18 protein-coding genes and 1 tRNA gene are annotated in these 16,301 nt (G+C 63.5%); 10 read left to right on the forward strand and 9 right to left on the reverse strand.

Translation table 11 applies throughout. From position 1 onward, the window contains the following. Positions 1 to 85: 85 nt before the first annotated feature. Both AB3N21_RS11350 and AB3N21_RS11355 read right to left on the reverse strand, forming a co-directional pair. Complete coding sequence (locus tag AB3N21_RS11350; protein WP_367935335.1) at positions 86 to 934, reverse strand: hypothetical protein; 849 nt, start codon at positions 932 to 934, stop codon at positions 86 to 88. A gap of 91 nt (positions 935 to 1,025) precedes the next feature. Beyond that, positions 1,026 to 1,101, reverse strand: a tRNA-Thr gene (locus AB3N21_RS11355). A 181-nt stretch (positions 1,102 to 1,282) separates the two neighbouring features. On the opposite strand from AB3N21_RS11355, the gene AB3N21_RS11360 reads away from it, so the two are divergent. Next, positions 1,283 to 2,158, forward strand: coding sequence for a hypothetical protein (locus AB3N21_RS11360; RefSeq protein ID WP_367935336.1), 876 nt, complete (start codon positions 1,283 to 1,285; stop codon positions 2,156 to 2,158). Positions 2,159 to 2,208: 50 nt separating this feature from the next. On the opposite strand, the gene AB3N21_RS11365 is transcribed toward AB3N21_RS11360, so the two are convergent. Further along, positions 2,209 to 2,475 carry a DUF2312 domain-containing protein gene (locus AB3N21_RS11365; protein ID WP_367935337.1) on the reverse strand — a complete coding sequence of 89 codons (267 nt, stop codon included), beginning with the start codon at positions 2,473 to 2,475 and terminating at the stop codon, positions 2,209 to 2,211. Positions 2,476 to 2,630: 155 nt separating this feature from the next. Between AB3N21_RS11365 and AB3N21_RS11370 the strand changes: the two genes are divergently transcribed. After that, positions 2,631 to 2,849, forward strand: a complete 219-nt coding sequence (locus tag AB3N21_RS11370) for a hypothetical protein (protein WP_367935338.1) — start codon at positions 2,631 to 2,633, stop codon at positions 2,847 to 2,849. A 9-nt stretch (positions 2,850 to 2,858) separates the two neighbouring features. On the opposite strand, the gene AB3N21_RS11375 is transcribed toward AB3N21_RS11370, so the two are convergent. After that, positions 2,859 to 3,074 carry a hypothetical protein gene (locus AB3N21_RS11375; RefSeq protein ID WP_171179925.1) on the reverse strand — a complete coding sequence of 72 codons (216 nt, stop codon included), beginning with the start codon at positions 3,072 to 3,074 and terminating at the stop codon, positions 2,859 to 2,861. Positions 3,075 to 3,325: 251 nt separating this feature from the next. On the opposite strand from AB3N21_RS11375, the gene AB3N21_RS11380 reads away from it, so the two are divergent. From AB3N21_RS11380 to AB3N21_RS11395, 4 genes are read left to right on the forward strand one after another with little or no spacing between them, the layout of a single operon-like run. Then, positions 3,326 to 4,189: an MBL fold metallo-hydrolase gene (locus tag AB3N21_RS11380; protein ID WP_367935339.1), complete on the forward strand. Its 864-nt coding sequence runs from the start codon at positions 3,326 to 3,328 to the stop codon at positions 4,187 to 4,189. A 39-nt stretch (positions 4,190 to 4,228) separates the two neighbouring features. Further along, positions 4,229 to 4,657 (forward strand): YeeE/YedE family protein, encoded by a 429-nt coding sequence (locus AB3N21_RS11385; RefSeq protein ID WP_367935340.1) that lies wholly within the window; start codon positions 4,229 to 4,231, stop codon positions 4,655 to 4,657. Beyond that, positions 4,657 to 5,088 carry a DUF6691 family protein gene (locus AB3N21_RS11390; RefSeq protein ID WP_367935341.1) on the forward strand — a complete coding sequence of 144 codons (432 nt, stop codon included), beginning with the start codon at positions 4,657 to 4,659 and terminating at the stop codon, positions 5,086 to 5,088. Before AB3N21_RS11385 ends, AB3N21_RS11390 begins: the two co-directional genes overlap by 1 nt. A 9-nt stretch (positions 5,089 to 5,097) precedes the next feature. Next, entirely contained in the window at positions 5,098 to 5,529 is a 432-nt protein-coding gene (locus AB3N21_RS11395) for a TIGR01244 family sulfur transferase (protein WP_367935342.1), read from the forward strand. A gap of 98 nt (positions 5,530 to 5,627) precedes the next feature. On the opposite strand, the gene AB3N21_RS11400 is transcribed toward AB3N21_RS11395, so the two are convergent. The 5 genes from AB3N21_RS11400 to AB3N21_RS11420 form a co-directional block, all read right to left on the reverse strand. Beyond that, a complete protein-coding gene (locus tag AB3N21_RS11400) occupies positions 5,628 to 6,764 on the reverse strand; it encodes a FliM/FliN family flagellar motor C-terminal domain-containing protein (protein WP_367935343.1) in 1,137 nt (378 codons plus the stop codon). 80 nt (positions 6,765 to 6,844) lie between these two features. Next, positions 6,845 to 9,523: an ATP-binding protein gene (locus AB3N21_RS11405; RefSeq protein ID WP_367935344.1), complete on the reverse strand. Its 2,679-nt coding sequence runs from the start codon at positions 9,521 to 9,523 to the stop codon at positions 6,845 to 6,847. Beyond that, positions 9,523 to 9,831, reverse strand: coding sequence for a hypothetical protein (locus AB3N21_RS11410; RefSeq protein ID WP_367935345.1), 309 nt, complete (start codon positions 9,829 to 9,831; stop codon positions 9,523 to 9,525). Before AB3N21_RS11410 ends, AB3N21_RS11405 begins: the two co-directional genes overlap by 1 nt. Further along, on the reverse strand, positions 9,828 to 10,208 hold the full coding sequence (locus AB3N21_RS11415) for a response regulator transcription factor (protein ID WP_367935346.1): 381 nt from the start codon (positions 10,206 to 10,208) through the stop codon (positions 9,828 to 9,830). The genes AB3N21_RS11410 and AB3N21_RS11415 overlap by 4 nt, the downstream gene beginning before the upstream one ends. 82 nt (positions 10,209 to 10,290) lie before the next feature. Continuing rightward, positions 10,291 to 11,589, reverse strand: a complete 1,299-nt coding sequence (locus AB3N21_RS11420) for a short-chain fatty acyl-CoA regulator family protein (RefSeq protein ID WP_367935347.1) — start codon at positions 11,587 to 11,589, stop codon at positions 10,291 to 10,293. Between the two features lie 232 nt (positions 11,590 to 11,821). On the opposite strand from AB3N21_RS11420, the gene AB3N21_RS11425 reads away from it, so the two are divergent. The 4 genes from AB3N21_RS11425 to AB3N21_RS11440 all read left to right on the forward strand — a co-directional run bounded on the left by AB3N21_RS11425 (position 11,822) and on the right by AB3N21_RS11440 (position 16,290). Next, on the forward strand, positions 11,822 to 13,168 hold the full coding sequence (locus tag AB3N21_RS11425) for a substrate-binding protein (RefSeq protein ID WP_367935348.1): 1,347 nt from the start codon (positions 11,822 to 11,824) through the stop codon (positions 13,166 to 13,168). 113 nt (positions 13,169 to 13,281) lie between these two features. After that, complete coding sequence (locus AB3N21_RS11430) at positions 13,282 to 14,313, forward strand: branched-chain amino acid ABC transporter permease (protein ID WP_171179904.1); 1,032 nt, start codon at positions 13,282 to 13,284, stop codon at positions 14,311 to 14,313. Between the two features lie 3 nt (positions 14,314 to 14,316). Next, positions 14,317 to 15,522 carry a branched-chain amino acid ABC transporter permease gene (locus tag AB3N21_RS11435; RefSeq protein ID WP_367935349.1) on the forward strand — a complete coding sequence of 402 codons (1,206 nt, stop codon included), beginning with the start codon at positions 14,317 to 14,319 and terminating at the stop codon, positions 15,520 to 15,522. Between the two features lie 12 nt (positions 15,523 to 15,534). Then, entirely contained in the window at positions 15,535 to 16,290 is a 756-nt protein-coding gene (locus AB3N21_RS11440; protein ID WP_367935350.1) for an ABC transporter ATP-binding protein, read from the forward strand. Positions 16,291 to 16,301: the final 11 nt, after the last annotated feature.

Genomic DNA, 16,301 nt, shown 5'->3' on the forward strand with positions numbered 1-16,301 from the left:
CACCAGATTCGCTCTCCTTCAACACGCTGATGATCTGTTCTTCGGTGAAACGCTTCCGCTTCATGGGTCTTCCTCCTTAGTCCATTCAAAGGTGGAAAATTCCAGTTCGCAATGGCCCGAAAATCGGGGGGAAGGTCAGCTCAACTAGATCATCTGGCAAGGGAAGCTTCTTCTCTACTTTTGTGGCTGTATCCTTTGGCCACGGCAGACCAATGAAGGGGTTGCTAACGTCAGCTTGGAGATCACTTTCGCGCAAAGCATGATTGACCATGGCAGCGACGATCTTGCTTTCTTTAGTGCACGTGGCAATGGAAAGAGGCTTGCCATCAGACTTAGTCGTCCCAAGCATAAGGTCCATGTAGCGCCGACCGTGGTCTCGGCGCAGCCCATCAAGCTGCACTTTTTCGAGTGACCCTAGGGCTTCCTCTAAGCGTCTTGTAATACGTTCGAGGCGGACAATCTCGTTCTTAGGCAGGTGCTTGTCCTTGGCATACATAGCCTTGGCGTCCTGCAAGGTCATCTTTGGTTGTTCAGCCTCTGGGTTTGCTAAGGCCTTCAGCAGCAAAGAGTCGGTGCCGGTGCGCTGGACCAAGCCCTCCACCAACAACTCACGCGCACACGTTGGGTCACCCTCCAGCCCGGTTGTCTCTTCGAGGAGACCTTCGGCTTTCATCAATGCATCGTGCCATTTCTCAATAGGTGACCGCTTGTCATTGCCAGTCATCGTTGATCGGGTTCCAGAAACGATGCGATCAAAGTCTCGCACGATGGCTTGATATTCTCTGTAGAAAGCCAGACCCTCGCGGTTGCGGATGTGCACCTGAAGAAAACTCTCTCCAAGCACTTCCGCGACATCTTTAGGAAATCGTCTTCTGAAGCGAAGCACTCCGTTTGGTCGTTTGTCGATGTGTTTGATTTTTGTGGTGAGAGCCATCCGTGTGCCCCTGATGTGTGTCTTCAAGTGTGTCGTGGAGAGCACTGAAGTGGCACATAATCAAGGAAATAAAGGGAGTTCTGTAGAGAAGTGGTGCCCCCACACGGACTCGAACCGCGGACCTACTGATTACAAATCAGTTGCTCTACCAGCTGAGCTATAGGGGCGCCGGGCTTTGGATTACTGTTTCAGCCACGCGACTGCAAGCCACAAATCGGCCTTGGATCCGGAAATCCTGAGGCTCGGTTAGTGCTGGCGGAGCGGACCATCGGCGTGCGGGTTTGACTGCCGGGATGCGAGGCTGTAACCCGATCCCGATTTGCCGGTTTTGGGGTGACAGAAGGTACGATGCAGCTGGTTTTCCATACCGGAGCCCATTTTTCCGACGAAGGGCGGCTGTTCAAAAGCCTTGTGGGCAACAAGGAGGCATTCGGCAGGCAGGGTATTTCGGTGCCGGGACCCAGCCGCTATCGCAGATTGTTCAAGGAGACCTTTGCCGCACTGGAGACTGCACCGCCCGCGCCGGATGCCGCAGAGATACTGATCGACGCCATTCTCGATGACGAGGTGGCCGAGCGCGTGGTGCTGTCCAGCGAGCACTTCTTCGGAACCCACTGGTCGGCGATCCTTGGGGGGCAATTCTACCCCCTGGCCGCGCCGCGCATGGCGCAGCTTTGCGAGATCTTTCGCGGCAACCAGATCGAGATGTTCATGGCCATCCGCAATCCGGCCAGTTTCATTCCCAAGGTGCTGCTGTCCATACCGGATAACCGGCGCGCCGAAATCATGGGTGCGGTCGATCCGGGCGAGTTGACCTGGTCCAACATGATCCGGCAGATTCGGCTGATGGCCCCGGGGGTGAAACTCACGGTCTGGTGTAACGAGGATACGCCGCTGATCTGGGGGCGGATCCTGCGCGCACTGGCTGGGCCGGGCTATGAAGGCCCGCTGAACGGAGAGCAGGCGCTGCTTTGGGGGCTGATGTCCCGCGCGGGGATCGTGCGGCTGCGGGACTATCTGGCCCGCAATCCAGGGCTGACCGACCATCAGATCAGCGATGTTACCTTAAGCTTTCTGGACAAATACGCCATCGATGGCGCTGATGAGGAAGAGCTGGAATTGCCCGGTTGGGATGAGGATGCCGTCGACGTCTATAGCGAGCTTTACAACGCGGATATCGACGCCATCGAGGCGATGTCCGATGTGACATTCATCGCCCCTTGACACCCTGCCGTTTCGGCCCGGGTCCGCCTGAGGGCACACCCGGACGAAAGTCACATGCCCAGCGCTTCCTTGTACATTTCCAGCACCGCCTCTTCCTCGGCGATGTCGTCCTTGTCGCGTTTGCGCAGCGCGATCACCTTGCGCATGACCTTGGTGTCGTAGCCGCGTGCCTTGGCTTCGGCCATGACTTCCTTCTGCTGGTCCGCGATGTCCTTTTTCTCGGCTTCCAGACGCTCGAAACGCTCGATGAACTGACGCAACTCACCTGCGGTCACACGGTAACTGTCGGCGGCTTGGGTTTCGGTCATGTCGTCCATCTGCAACTCTCTCTGTCTCGAAATCTGGCAGAGGGCGGGATACATCGGCGGCGGCCCAGCCGCAAGCGGGCAATGGCGTAAATCGGCCACCGCTTGCACGCCGGGCAGCGATCCGCTAACCGCAGACCGACCGGAACGGCAAGAGCGGGAGTGCCATGTTCGAAACCATCATCTGGGGCGGGGCCGCCCTGTCGCTGATTGGCCTTGCGGGTCTGGTCTGGTGCATCCTGCGCTTGGTCAGGGCACGCCGGGCTAACCTGAGCGACGACGCGTTGCGCGCCGCGGTTCAGGCGGTGCTTCCGTGGAACCTCGCCGCGCTGTTTGTGTCGGTGATCGGCCTGATGATGGTGATCGTCGGTATTTCGCTGGGGTGACCCTGCCGGTCAGACCGGCATGTTGTCGAACCGCGCCTCGATCGCCTCGTCGCACAACGTCGAATCCAGGCGCCGCAGATGTGCGGGCACCGTGGCCCCCTGTGCGCGCAGCTTTCGGACCACAACGCTCAGCGCGGGCTGAATCTCCAGCCGCTTGTCGAGGCTGGCCCCGGCCAGCTTGCGTTCCAACCGTTCCGCTTCCTGAAACAAGTCCCGAGTCGTCATCGCATCCCTCCCCATGGCGTGCGAGCAATAGCAGCCCAACGTAACAGCCGTGCAAAACCGTGGCCAGTGGGCTCTGCAAGACGGGCCGGACACCGCGCAATCCGGGCCTTGCAGACTCCTAGTATTGCCACAACCTTACCGCGTGCGCTCTGATTCAGATCAACTGGTCCTTCGGCAGGCGAAAGCCCGCCGAAACCTTGCCTCACATTCGCGTTTCACTATATGATTCAGGAAACCATGCGGAGACCGAGATGACGCCCTTTGTGAAAGCCCTTTTCGACGAGAACACCTTTACGGTGTCCTATGTGGTTCGTGAGCCCGACGGCCATGCCTGCGCGATCATCGACAGCGTTCTCGATTTCGATCACGCCTCGGGGCGGACCAACACGACGTCGGCCGACGCCATCGTCGAGTATATCCGGTCGGAGGAGCTAAAGACCGAGTGGATCCTGGAAAGCCATGTGCATGCGGATCACCTTTCGGCGGCGCCTTATCTGCAGGAGAAGCTGGGCGGCAAGATCGGTATCGGCGCCAATATCACCGTGGTTCAGGATACGTTCGGCAAGGTCTTCAACGAGGGCACCGAGTTTCAGCGGGACGGCAGCCAGTTCGACCAGCTCTTCCGGCAGGGTGACAGTTTCTTTGTGGGCCAAATGCGGGGCGATGTGCTGCACACGCCGGGGCATACGCCCGCGTGTCTGACCTATGTGATCGGGGATGCGGCCTTTGTGGGCGATACGCTTTTCATGCCCGATTTCGGCACGGCGCGCTGCGACTTTCCGGGCGGTTCGTCGGCGATGCTTTACGATTCGATCCAGAAGATTCTGTCGCTGCCGGACGAGACGCGAATTTTCGTTGGCCATGACTACAAGGCCCCGGGCCGCGATGAATATGCGTGGGAGACCACGGTGGGCGAGCAGAAGGCGCTCAACATCCATATCGGGCAGGGCCGCAGCATCGAGGAGTTCGTGCAGATGCGTGATGCCCGCGATGCCACGCTGGCGATGCCCCGGCTGATCCTGCCGTCGCTGCAGGTCAACATGCGGGCCGGGCAGATGCCGCCCGAGGACGAACAGGGGGACGTCTTTCTCAAACTGCCGGTCAACAAGCTCTGACCGGGCGGCAAAGGCGCGAACAGGAAGGAAGACGGTATCATGGATATGGACTGGATCTGGGGTCTGGTCGGCGGGTTGCTGATCGGGCTGGGCGGCGCGGTCTATCTGCTGGGCAACGGGCGGATCATGGGGGCCAGCGGCATTCTGGGCGGGCTGGTGGATGGCACGGGCCGGGGCTCGGCGGGCGAGCGCGCGATGTTCATTCTGGGCCTCGTGGCAACGCCGCTGGTGCTGTCTGTCTTGTTTCGCCCGGACATCGCCACGCATCTGACCGATGATTATGCGGTGGTGATCGCCGCGGGGCTGCTGGTTGGGGTTGGCACGAGGATCGCCAATGGCTGCACCTCGGGGCACGGGGTCTGCGGCATCTCGCGGCTGTCGCTGCGCGGGATCGTGGCAACCGTGTTCTACATCCTGGCGGGCGGCCTGACACTGGTGCTGTTCCGCCATGTTCTGGGGGTGATCTGATGCGGTTTCTTCTGGCATTGGTCGCGGGGGCGCTGTTCGGTGCGGGGCTGTTTCTGTCCGGCATGACCGACACCACCAAGGTTCAGGGCTGGCTGGATGTGTTCGGCAACTGGGACCCGACGCTGGCCTTTGTGATGGCGGGCGCGATCCTTCCCATGGCCGTGGCATGGAGGTTGACGGCGGCGCGCAAGCCCCTGACCGGAGGTGCCTTTCCCGCGCCGTCCCGCCCCGAGCTGGATCACCGCCTGATCACGGGTTCGGTCCTCTTTGGCATGGGCTGGGGGCTGGCGGGGCTGTGCCCGGGGCCGGCCATGGCGTCGCTATCCTATGGCGGGCTGGGCGGCGTGATCTTTCTGGTGTCGATGATGGCCGGTATGGCGCTGGCGCCCGGGATCGGCGGCAAACTGGACAGGCTGGCGAGCGCGGCATAAGGAATTGGCATGGAGATTCGTCCGATCACGCCCCGCTACGCCGTCTCGCCACAGATCTCGGTCGAGGATGTGCCCGCTATCGCCGCCGCCGGGTTCGTCAAGGTCATCTGCAACCGGCCCAATGTCGAGGTGCCCCCGTCGCAGCAATCCGACGCGATCGGCGACGCGGTCCGTGCTGCCGGGATGGAGTATGAAGTGCTGGAACTGACCCACCAGACCATGACGCCCGAGAACGTGGCGCGGCAGGTGGAACTCGCCGACTGCGCCGATGGTCCGGTGCTCGCTTATTGCGCCTCGGGCACCCGTTGTTCGGTGGTCTGGGCACTGGGGCAGTGTGAGGAGATGAGCCCCGACGAGATCCTCGGCAAGACCAGCGCTGCCGGGTATCAGCTGGACGGGCTGCGCCCGGCCCTCGAACAGCTTTGCAGCAAGAGCCGCTGACGCAGGAGCCGAGGCGTTTTGCCCGGCGGTGACGATGCCGCCGAAAAGGCCGCGTGACGCTGCCATTCCCTCTCTCGCACGCAAAGCGGCCCGGCTCCCTACTCCTCCGACCCTGACAAACCGGCCAGTTCGGTGATCTCTGCTGCGGCCTGATCCGGGCTCCACGCGGCCAGCGCCCCTTCGATATCGGGCTCGAGTTGAGCGGGCCGGTCCGTTGTCGGCTCCGGCGCGGTCTGCACCTGCGGGATGTCGCTGTGGTCGATCACGTGCGGGTCCGACAGCGCCGGGCCCGGCTTGTTCCCGGCAGGCGATGCCTGATGTTCGGTAAACTCGGCCTCGACCGTCTGCGGCACTTGCGGCTCGGGCAGTTTTTCGTTCAGACGAACCGCCCGCATGCCGCGGCATTGCCCGAGGCGGCAGGTCGAGAGTTTCTGACCGTCGATGGCAATCAGCTCGGTCCGGTCCAGCTGGTCTCCGATCAATGGCAGCAGGTCCCCAGGCTTCATCGCCGCGAAAACCGACAGAGGCAGTTGCACGCGGCTGATCACCGCCGTCAGATCCGCCCGCATCACACCGGCGGCCTGATCCAGCCTGCGCCCCAATGACAGCGCGGTATCCTTGGCATCCTCCTCCTCCGGCTCGGGCCGGTCGGGCAGGACCAGAGTGATGGCCCCCTGCCGCGTTCCACCCGCGATCTCGAGCGTGAGGTCGAAGACGCGATAAACGTCGGCCTCAAGCGTCAGCAACAGGCTGCGCAGATCCTCGATGCGCGAGCAGAATTCGTACCCGGTCAGGCAGGCGCGATCCGCCGGAGCCTCGGCCAGATCCTGCGCGCGGCTCAGCGCCGCCTCAATCACCGGGGCAATCATGGCGGCGTCGGTACCGGTATAGGGCCGCTCGGCCACTGCGCCGGGCAGCACCTGACCCATCGTCTGCTGCTGGATGACGGAGGAGACGCAGGCCAGATCCACACAAGCCGCACCGAGCTGATCGTCGGACGCGGCAAAGACCAGATACAGGCGATCCTCGGCCAGCGTGCCGGGCAGTTCGTCCTGCGTGCGGCGCATCTGGGTGGCACCGATCACCGACATCGCCAGATCCAGCGTGTCGTCGGCCACCCGCGCCAGCCCGAGCCGCAGCGCCCGCAGGATCGAGCGCGGCTTGCTGCCCGAATCGTCCTGCGCCAGCGCCAGTTTGCGCGCCAGGGCCGATTGTGTTTCCGCTTCTGTCTGCATCACCCGTTGACCTGCCGCCTGGGCATTCCTTTGCCCTCAGGTCTAGCGCAGCGACGGTTACGATTGTCTTTACGCCGTCCTCATTGCGCGGCCTGTTTGTAGGCCAGCGGCAGGCTGACGCGAAACGCTCCGCCCTCTTGCCCCGCCAGATAGCTGACCTCACCGCCCAGCCGCTGCATGATCTCGCGGCAGATCGCCAGCCCCAGCCCGGCGCCGCCAGCCTTGTCGGAGCCGACACGGGCGAATTTCTCGAAGATCATCGACTGGGCGTCCGCCGGAATGCCGCTGCCATTGTCGATGAAATCGACCACCACCTGCCCGCCCACATCATGTACCGAGATGGTCAGCGACGGTTCGGCCGCGTCGCAGTATTTCTGCGCATTGGCGATCAGGTTGATGAAGACCTGCCCCAGCCGGTCCAGATCGGTGTGCAGCGGGATCCGCTCGGATCCCCGGTGCCGACGCACCCGCAGAGGCCGGTCCGAGCCGGTCAGCGCCGCCGAGATCGCGCGGTCGAGAACCTCGCGCAGGCTGCCGTCGCCCATGTTCAGGTTGACCTGACCGTTTTCCAGTACGCTCAGGTCCAGCAGATCGTCCAGCAGGCGGGTCAGCCGCAGCGCCTCGTCATGGATGATCGCGGCATAGCGGGTCTGTTCCTCGGGCTGCAGCCCCTCGGTGTCGCGCAGGATTTCCGAGAATGCCCGGATCGAGGTCATGGGCGTGCGCAGCTCATGGCTGACCTGGCTCAGGAAGGCGTCCTTTTGCAGCGAGATCTGGGTCAGCTTCTCATTGGCCTCGCGCAGCTTGCGGGCGGTGCGGCTGAGTTCCGAGGATTTCTCTTCGAGCTGGCCGGAATATTCCAGCAGTTGCGCGGATTCGTCTGCCACGGCGAGCAGATCCTCGACCGAGACCGACGAACCTCCGACGATCTGACCGATCATCGCATGCGCCGTGGCCGCGCCCACCGAGCCGCTGAGCTCGCGTTCCAGCCGTTCCAGAAAGGTCGGGGTCGGTTCGGGCAGGTAGCCACGCCCGCCTTGCCGCTCGGCCTCGGCATGAAAGAACTCCTGCGCCTCACGGGCACCGAGGATACGCTGCGACATGATCATCAGGTCTTCGCTTTGGGCCACCGAACCGGTCCAGCCGCGCGGACCGGCGGAATGGTCGAAGACGTTGACGAATTGCGCGCCTTGCAGCCGTTCCAGCGGGCTGGGGAAGCTAGCGAGCGAGCCGATGCAGAAGGCCGCGGTATTCAGCGACAGCGACCACATCACCGAATGCACCATCGGGTCGATGCCGTCGATGCCAAAGAGCGCCTGCGGGCGCAGCCAACCAAAGCCCAGCGGGCCATGTGTCATTACCGCCTCGGACAGGAACGATCCGCCCATGCCGGGCAGCAGCAGGGTGTAGACCCAGAGCGCGAACCCAACCGTCAGCCCGGCCAGCGCGCCGATCCGGGTGGCACCGCGCCAGAACAGGCCGCCGACCAGCGCGGGAAGGATCTGGGCGATCCCGGCAAAGGCGATCAGGCCGATCGAGGCCAGCGCCGCGCCGCCGCCGGACAGCCGGTAGTAGAAGTAACCCAACGCCATGATCACCGCGATAGATACCCGGCGCGAGAACAGGACGATGTCGCGCACGTCGCCCGACACCGACACTCCGCCGCCTTGGGAGCTGAGCCAGATCGGCATCACGATATGGTTCGACACCATGGTCGACAGCGCCATCGCCGCAACGATGACCATGGATGTGGCCGAGGAGAACCCTCCGAGAAAGGAGAGCATCGCCAGCCCCTCCTGCCCCTGCGCCAGCGGGATGGTCAGCACGAAGAGGTCCGGGTTGGTGCCCTCGGGCATCAGATCCAGCCCCACCACGGCGATGGGCACAACGAAGAGGCTCATCAGCAGCAGATAGAGCGGAAAGGCCCAGGCAGCGGCGCGCAGGTGACGTTCGTCATCGTTCTCGACTACCATCACCTGGAACATCCGCGGCAGGCAGACGAAGGCAGCCGCCGACAGGAAGGTGATCGCGGCCCAGCGGCCCCGGTCCACGCCCCAGGTGCCGATCTCAGAGGCGTCGATGCGCGCCATGGTCGGGCCGATGCCGCCGGCGATGCCCCAGACCACGAAGATGCCGACGGCGAGCAGCGCCAGCAGCTTGACCACCGCCTCGATGGCCACCGCCGTCACCACCCCGTGGTGGCGTTCGTTGGCGTCCAGATTGCGGGTGCCGAACAAGATCGCGAAGACCGCCAACCCGGCGGCCACCCAGAATACGCTGGCGCCCTCGTTATAGATGCCCGAGGGGTCGGCCTCGGCAAAGATGCTGAAGGACAGCGTGATCGACTGCAATTGCAGCGCGATATAGGGCGTGACGCCCAGCACCGCGAGGATGGTGACGCAGATCGCCAGCGTGTTGGACTTGCCGTAGCGGGATGAGATCAGGTCGGCAATCGAGGTCACCCGCTGGCTGCGCCCGACGCGCACCAGCTTGCGCAGCCCCCACCACCAGCCGATCATGACCAGCGTGGGGCCGAGATAGATGGTGACGAATTCCAGCCCCGACCGCGCCGCGTAGCCGACGGCGCCATAGAAGGTCCAGGCGGTGCAGTAGATCGACAGCGACAGGGTGTAGACGAGGGGCGAGCGCAGCCATGTGCTGCGCCCGGTGGCGGCCAGCCGGTCGGCGGCGAAGGCCACGCCGAACAGCAGGACGACATAGCCCAGACAGACCAGGATCAGCACGTTCAGCGTCGCCATCAGTCGCGCTCCGGCCCTTGCGCGTCGGACCCGCCATGGGCGCGGGCGGCCAGTCCGAAACCGGCGCTGGCCAGGATCAGAAGCGCCCAGATACAGAAGATGTAGACGATGGCCGAGGACATCGACACCGCGCCCGCCTCTTCCGGTTCGGACGGCCACAGCAGCGGCACCGCGAACAGCCCGGCGCCGAGGATCGGCAGCAGGCGGGCCGCGTCCGACAGACGACGTCGGCGGTAGCTTTGGCGTTCAAGAAAGACCGGCGGTGGCGCCACCGCCCGGTCGGGCTCGGTATCCGGGCCGGCGCTCATGTCCGCGAGGCCTGGGCGTGCAGGTCGCGCACCGCCGTCAGGACCTCGGTGTTTGAGAACGGCTTGGTCATGAACCGGCTCACGCCCGCCTTTTCGGCCATGTCGCGGTCGCGCGACTGGCCGCGCGCGGTCAGCATCAGCACCGGCAGGTCGCGCATCTCGTCGCGCTCGCGCAGGTCGCGCAGGATGTCCATGCCGCTCTTACCCGGCAGCATCACGTCGAGAATGACCAGATCGGGCTGCGTGGCGCGGATCACGTCCACCGCATCGGTGCCCTCGGCATGGGTTTCCACCTGCCAGCCCTCACGGGTCAGCAGAAACCGTATCGCCTCGGTGATGTTGGGTTCATCCTCGATCAGCAGAACCTTACGGCTCATCCTTGCCCTTCCTCCCCCCGGGAACCGGCGGCCCCGGTCCGCCCGTCATGCGGCTCAGCTTAGACCCGCTGTCACGGAACTGTCAAAACCCTTCGCTCAGGATCGACGGCTCGCGCCGTGCCCCGCAGTCGCGGCGCGGGCAGACCCGGCAGCTGCTGCCGACGGGCTGCACCTCGGCCTGCCCGTGTTCGGCGCTGTCCACCGGCAGGATCAGCATGACCGAGCGGTAGACCGGATCGCGGTCGAGCGCAGGCATCCCCTGTGGCCAGGCGATGGCGTAACATTCGAACTCGGCCGCCGTGCGGCCCATCTGCGACACCCGCCGCCGGATCGGCACCAGCGGGCGGTTGAGCGCGGTGAAGAGCGGCCAGAGCGGGCAGGATTCACCGTGGCGCGGCAGGGCAAAGCCCGAGACCTGCTTGCGGAACAGGATGCTGCCCGAGGCGTCGCAGATCACCAACCCCGCCTCGCGCGCCAGCGCCCCTTCGGGCAGGCAGGCCAGCCGGCGCAGTACGGTGGGCATGTCCGTGCGGAAGCGTTGCGCCAGTGCCAGCGGCTCCAGCCCCAGCTCATCGAGTGCTGTGCGAAACGCCTTGAGCGGCAAAGCGCGGGCATCGGCGGCATAGACCTCGAGCATTTCGCGCCCGATCGCCCGCGCGGCCCCCGAGCCCAGATCGTCCAGCGAGACCTTGGCTCCATCCCGGCCCGCCTCGATCTCGGGGAAATGATGGTTGCGGGCGGCGAGAAAGGCCTCGACCTCTTCCAACGGCACGCCGCGGGTGTCGTCCGAGGTCTCGCTTTCGTCCAGATAACCCACAAGCGCCTTGGAACTGTCGGCCAGCCGCTCGGCGTCCTGATTGAGGTTGCGATGGAAGCGGTCGCGCCACTCGGGCTCCAACTCGCCGGGCTCGGCGAGGATGGCGGCGGTCGAACGGATGGCGGCAGCGGTCGACAGTACCTCGTGCAGCGAGGCGGCCAGATGCGGGTCATGGGTCAGCCGGTCCGAGAGGGTTTCCACCATCCGCTCGAGCGAGCCCACGCGGCGGTGCATCTGCGCCAGCACCCCGGCCCAGCCGGGAAAGCGTCCGGCGAACTCGTCGACGCGGTCGGTCTCGGCCGACAGGTTCGCCGCATCCGCCGCCGCCTCGCGCAGGGCGGCGATCAGCGCGGCCTCGGCGCCTTCGGTCAGCATCGAGGGTTCGACCTCGAGCATCGCGGCGATATCGACCAGCAATTTGCCGCCGATTCTGCGCCGGTTATGCTCGATGAGGTTGAGGTAGGACGCGGAAATTCCCACTTTGCGTGCCAGATCGGCCTGACGCAGCCCCGCAATCAGTCGCCTTTCGCGGATGCGGCTGCCTGTCAGTGTGTCCCGGGCCATGGCCTGTCCTTTTTCGTTTTCGGCACGATTTCAACGGCTTTCTGCGCCGCGACATAAGGATTTTTACAAACTTCCGCCTATGTTTGTACACTTATTTACAGAATAATCTTGCGTTTAAAAGGGTTTATTGCAGAGTTTTCGATCCCTCGCCCATAGTTGCTTTGCACATATAGTGCCCGCGCCCGGCGGAAGAGGAGCCAACGGGCGCATTCAGGGAAATTGGGAGGAATGAATGTCCAACACATCCGTCACGCGTCGCGGCGTGCTGAAAACCGGTGCCGTTGCCGGGGCCGGTGTCGCCCTGCCGACGATCTTCACCGCCTCGTCCGCAGCCGCCTACACCAACGAACCGACCGGAGGCTCGGTCACCCTTGGCTTCAACGTGCCGCAGACCGGCCCCTATGCCGACGAGGGCAATGACGAGTTGCTGGCGCAGCAACTGGCCGTCGAGCACCTGAACGGTGAAGGCGATGGCGGCTGCCTGAACACCTTCACCTCGAAGGCGTTGAAGGGGAACGGCATCCTGGGCAAGAAGGTCGAGTTCGTCACCGGCGACACCCAGACCAAATCGGACGCCGCCCGTGCATCGGCCAAGTCGATGATCGAGAAAGACGGGGCGATCATGATCAACGGCGGCTCGTCCTCGGGCGTGGCGGTTGCGGTTCAGGGTCTGTGCCAGGAGGCGGGCGTGATCTTCATGGCCGGCCTGACCCATGCCAACGACACGACGGGCAAGGACAAGAAGGCCAACGGCTTCCGCCATTTCTTCAACGCCTACATGTCCGGCGCCGCGCTGGCACCGGTGCTTGCGAATGCCTATGGCAAGGAGCGCCGCGCCTATCACCTGACCGCCGACTACAACTGGGGCTGGACCCAGGAAGAGTCGATCGTCGCCTCGACCGAGGCTTTGGGCTGGGAAACGGTCAACACCGTCAAGACCCCGCTCGCCTCGACCGACTTCTCGTCCTATATCGCGCCGGTTCTGAACTCGGGCGCGGACGTGCTGGTTCTGAACCACTATGGCGGCAACATGGTCAACTCGCTGACCAACGCCATTCAGTTCGGGCTGCTCGACAAGCAGGCGAACGGCAAGGACTTTGCCATCGTGGTTCCGCTCTATTCCGAGCTGATGGCCGCGGGTGCGGGTGAGAACATCAAGGGCGTTCTGGGCTCGATGAACTGGAACTGGCAGTTGCAGGACGAAGGCTCAAAAGCGTTCGTGAAGTCGTTCGGCGAGAAATACGGCAAGCCGCCGTCGAACTCGGCGCAGACCTGCTATGCGCAGGTGCTGCTCTATGCCGATGCCTGCGAGCGCGCCGGAACCTTCAATCCCTGCGGTGTGGTCGAAGCACTGGAAGGGTTCGAGTTCGACGGTCTGGGCAACGGCCCGACGCTGTATCGCGCCGAGGATCACCAGTGCTTCAAGGACGTTCTGGTCGTGAAGGGCAACGAAAGCCCGACCAACGCCTATGACACGCTGGAAATCGTGGAAGTGACCCCGGTCGAGCAGGTGACCTATGCGCCGGATCACCCGATGTTCTCGGGAGGCGATCTGGGTCAGTGCAACCCGGGCGCCTGATTTGCCGCTGACCGGCTGCGCCGCGCGCGCGGCCGGTCCCCGCGCTTACGGGCTGACCGGCCCAGGGGCCGGACCGCACGACTTCCACACTGATCAATTCCAAGGTGGGGACAATGGACGCCTTCCTTCTGCAAATCCTGAACGGGCTGGACAAGGGCTCGGCCTATGCGCTGATCGCGCTGGGGCTGACGCTGATCTTCGGCACGCTCGGTGTCGTGAACTTTGCCCATGGTGCGCTGTTCATGATCGGTGCCTTCTGCGCCGTTACGCTGCAACGCATCCTGAACCTGAGCTATGAGACCGTCGACGAGACCCAGACCGACTTTCTGGGCAACCCGCTGAAGGTGAAGACGCCTTATGTCGAAAGCTGGTTCGGACCCGAGGCGGGGGCGGCCATCATCGACTGGTCGGTGCCGCTGGCGGTGCTGTTCGCGATCCCGATCATGCTGGCCGTGGGCTACGTGATGGAGCGCGGGCTGATCAAGCATTTCTACAAGCGGCCGCATGCCGACCAGATCCTCGTGACCTTTGGCCTGGCCATCGTGCTGCAAGAGGTCATCAAGTATTTCTTCGGCGCCAACCCGATCCAGACGCCGCCGCCCGAGGCGCTGCGCGGGTCGCTGGATATCGGTGTCATGTTCGGGTTCGACCCGAACGCGATCATCTACCCGATCTGGCGGCTGGTCTATTTCGCCTTCTCCGCCGTTATCATCGGAGGCATCTTCGCCTTCCTGCAATTCACCACCTTCGGCATGGTGGTGCGCGCCGGGATGGCGGATCGCGAGACCGTGGGCCTGCTGGGCATCAATATCGACCGCCGCTTTACCATCATGTTCGGCATCGCCGCCGCCGTGGCGGGCCTTGCCGGCGTGATGTACGGGCCGCTCAACCCGCCGAACTATCACATGGGCATGGATTTCCTGGTTCTCAGCTTCGTGGTGGTTGTCGTCGGCGGCATGGGCTCGTTGCCCGGAGCGGTTCTGGCCGGGTTCCTGCTGGGCATTCTGGAGAGCTTTGCCTCGACCACCTGGGCCACGACCACGATCCCCGGCATCAACCAGATCATCATTTACCTTGTCGCCATCATCGTTCTTCTGACCCGCCCGCGGGGTCTGATGGGCCGCAAAGGCGTGATGGAGGAATAACCCATGTTGGGATTGAACAAGAAAGATACCAGCCTGCTGATCATCGTCGCCATCCTGACGTTGCTGGCACCCTTCATCCTTAACCCGTTCCCGGCGGGCAGCGCCATGGCGCAGTTCAACGCCGGATATCCGGACCTGATGCAACGGTTCGTGATCTTCGGCATCTTCGCCATCGGGTTCAACATCCTGTTCGGCCTGACCGGCTACCTGTCCTTCGGCCACGCAGCCTTTCTGGGCGTGGGGTCCTACTCGGCGGTATGGATGTTCAAGCTGCTCAGCTACAACGTCATTCCGGCCATAGCGCTCAGTGTCGTCGTGGCCGGGCTGTTCTCGCTGCTGATCGGATATGTCAGTCTGCGCCGGTCGGGAATCTACTTCTCGATCCTCACTCTGGCCTTCGCGCAGATGAGCTTTGCGCTGGCCTATTCGGTGCTGTCGAACCCCAAGTTCAACCTGACCAACGGGGAAACCGGCCTGCAGGTTTATGCGGATGACCCGCAAATTCTGCAAGGCGCCAATTCCCCGGACCTGCCGCACTTGTTCGGGTTGCCCATGCGGTCGACCTATACTCTGGAAGTGGGCGCATGGAGTTTCGACTTCAACGCAGGCTACTACCTGTGCGCGGTGATCATGATGGCGGTGTTCTATCTGGCGATCCGCATCTTTCGCTCGCCCTTCGGCATGATGCTGCGGGCGGTGAAATCGAACCAGCAGCGGATGAACTATACCGGGCTGAACTCGAAGCCCTATACGCTGGCGGCCTTTGTAATCTCGGGCATGTATGCCGGCCTGGCCGGTGGCCTGATGGCGGCGATGGACCCGCTGGCGGGGGCCGAACGGATGCAGTGGACGGCAAGCGGAGAAGTGGTGCTGATGACCATCCTGGGCGGCACCGGCACCCTGATCGGTCCGGTTCTGGGCGCGGGCTTCATCAAGTATTTCGAGAACATCTTTTCGAAGATCAACGACAACGTCCTGCATGGCTGGTTCAGCTTCCTGCCCGACGGAATGGAGGACGCGATGGTCTTTATCGTGCATCCCTTCATCGGCAAGGGCTGGCATCTGACGCTGGGCATCCTGTTCATGCTGGTGGTGATCTTCCTACCCGGCGGTCTGGTCGAAGGCGGTCAGCGGCTGCTGAACTGGGCGCGCGGCAAGCGGTCCGGCGCTGACGACAAGACCGCCGGCAAAACCGAGCCTGCGGAATAAGGAGGGCGACCGATGGGTATTCTCGAAGTCAAGGACGTGGGCAAGCGGTTCGGTGGTCTGCAAGCGCTGAGCGACGTCAACCTCAGCGTCAAGGAAAACACCGTCCACGCCATCATCGGCCCCAATGGGGCGGGCAAGTCCACCCTGCTCAACTGTCTGGTGGGCAAGCTGATCCCGGACAGCGGCTCGGTCATGTTCGACGGGCAGTCGGTGCTGGGCCGGGCGCCGTTCGAAATCAACCAGATGGGCATATCCCGCGTGTTCCAGACGCCCGAAATTTTCGGCGATCTGACGGTGATGGAGAACATGCTGATCCCGATCTTCGCCAAGCGCGACGGGGCGTTCCGCATGCATGCCTATGAGACGGTTTCGAATGAGAAGGGCATCGTCGAGCAGGCCGAGCAGATGCTGGAAGAGATGAACATGGCCGACAAGCGCCACATGCACGCCGCCGCCCTGTCACGCGGCGACAAGCGGCGGCTTGAGATCGGCATGTGCCTCAGCCAGCAGCCTCGGTTGCTGTTGCTGGATGAACCGACAGCGGGCATGGCGCGGGCCGATACCAACAACACCATCGACCTGCTCAAACAGATCAACGAAGAGCGGGACATCACCATCACGATCATCGAACACGACATGCATGTGGTGTTCAGCCTGGCCGACCGGATCACCGTGCTGGCGCAAGGCACGCCGCTGGTCGAGGACGACCCGCAGAACATCCGCGGCAACCCGAAGGTCCGCGAGGCCTATCTGGGCGAAAGCGCATAAGGAGGAGACCA

Source organism: Ruegeria sp. (assembly GCF_040830605.1).
GTDB lineage: Bacteria > Pseudomonadota > Alphaproteobacteria > Rhodobacterales > Rhodobacteraceae > Ruegeria.

Bases quoted from the DNA above. Each gene is read 5' to 3' on its own strand.
- AB3N21_RS11350 (WP_367935335.1), bottom strand. From the start codon at position 934: ATGGCTCTCACCACAAAAATCAAACACATCGACAAACGACCAAACGGA.
- AB3N21_RS11360 (WP_367935336.1), top strand. From the start codon at position 1,283: ATGCAGCTGGTTTTCCATACCGGAGCCCATTTTTCCGACGAAGGGCGG.
- AB3N21_RS11365 (WP_367935337.1), bottom strand. From the start codon at position 2,475: ATGGACGACATGACCGAAACCCAAGCCGCCGACAGTTACCGTGTGACC.
- AB3N21_RS11370 (WP_367935338.1), top strand. From the start codon at position 2,631: ATGTTCGAAACCATCATCTGGGGCGGGGCCGCCCTGTCGCTGATTGGC.
- AB3N21_RS11375 (WP_171179925.1), bottom strand. From the start codon at position 3,074: ATGACGACTCGGGACTTGTTTCAGGAAGCGGAACGGTTGGAACGCAAG.
- AB3N21_RS11380 (WP_367935339.1), top strand. From the start codon at position 3,326: ATGACGCCCTTTGTGAAAGCCCTTTTCGACGAGAACACCTTTACGGTG.
- AB3N21_RS11385 (WP_367935340.1), top strand. From the start codon at position 4,229: ATGGATATGGACTGGATCTGGGGTCTGGTCGGCGGGTTGCTGATCGGG.
- AB3N21_RS11390 (WP_367935341.1), top strand. From the start codon at position 4,657: ATGCGGTTTCTTCTGGCATTGGTCGCGGGGGCGCTGTTCGGTGCGGGG.
- AB3N21_RS11395 (WP_367935342.1), top strand. From the start codon at position 5,098: ATGGAGATTCGTCCGATCACGCCCCGCTACGCCGTCTCGCCACAGATC.
- AB3N21_RS11400 (WP_367935343.1), bottom strand. From the start codon at position 6,764: ATGCAGACAGAAGCGGAAACACAATCGGCCCTGGCGCGCAAACTGGCG.
- AB3N21_RS11405 (WP_367935344.1), bottom strand. From the start codon at position 9,523: ATGGCGACGCTGAACGTGCTGATCCTGGTCTGTCTGGGCTATGTCGTC.
- AB3N21_RS11410 (WP_367935345.1), bottom strand. From the start codon at position 9,831: ATGAGCGCCGGCCCGGATACCGAGCCCGACCGGGCGGTGGCGCCACCG.
- AB3N21_RS11415 (WP_367935346.1), bottom strand. From the start codon at position 10,208: ATGAGCCGTAAGGTTCTGCTGATCGAGGATGAACCCAACATCACCGAG.
- AB3N21_RS11420 (WP_367935347.1), bottom strand. From the start codon at position 11,589: ATGGCCCGGGACACACTGACAGGCAGCCGCATCCGCGAAAGGCGACTG.
- AB3N21_RS11425 (WP_367935348.1), top strand. From the start codon at position 11,822: ATGTCCAACACATCCGTCACGCGTCGCGGCGTGCTGAAAACCGGTGCC.
- AB3N21_RS11430 (WP_171179904.1), top strand. From the start codon at position 13,282: ATGGACGCCTTCCTTCTGCAAATCCTGAACGGGCTGGACAAGGGCTCG.
- AB3N21_RS11435 (WP_367935349.1), top strand. From the start codon at position 14,317: ATGTTGGGATTGAACAAGAAAGATACCAGCCTGCTGATCATCGTCGCC.
- AB3N21_RS11440 (WP_367935350.1), top strand. From the start codon at position 15,535: ATGGGTATTCTCGAAGTCAAGGACGTGGGCAAGCGGTTCGGTGGTCTG.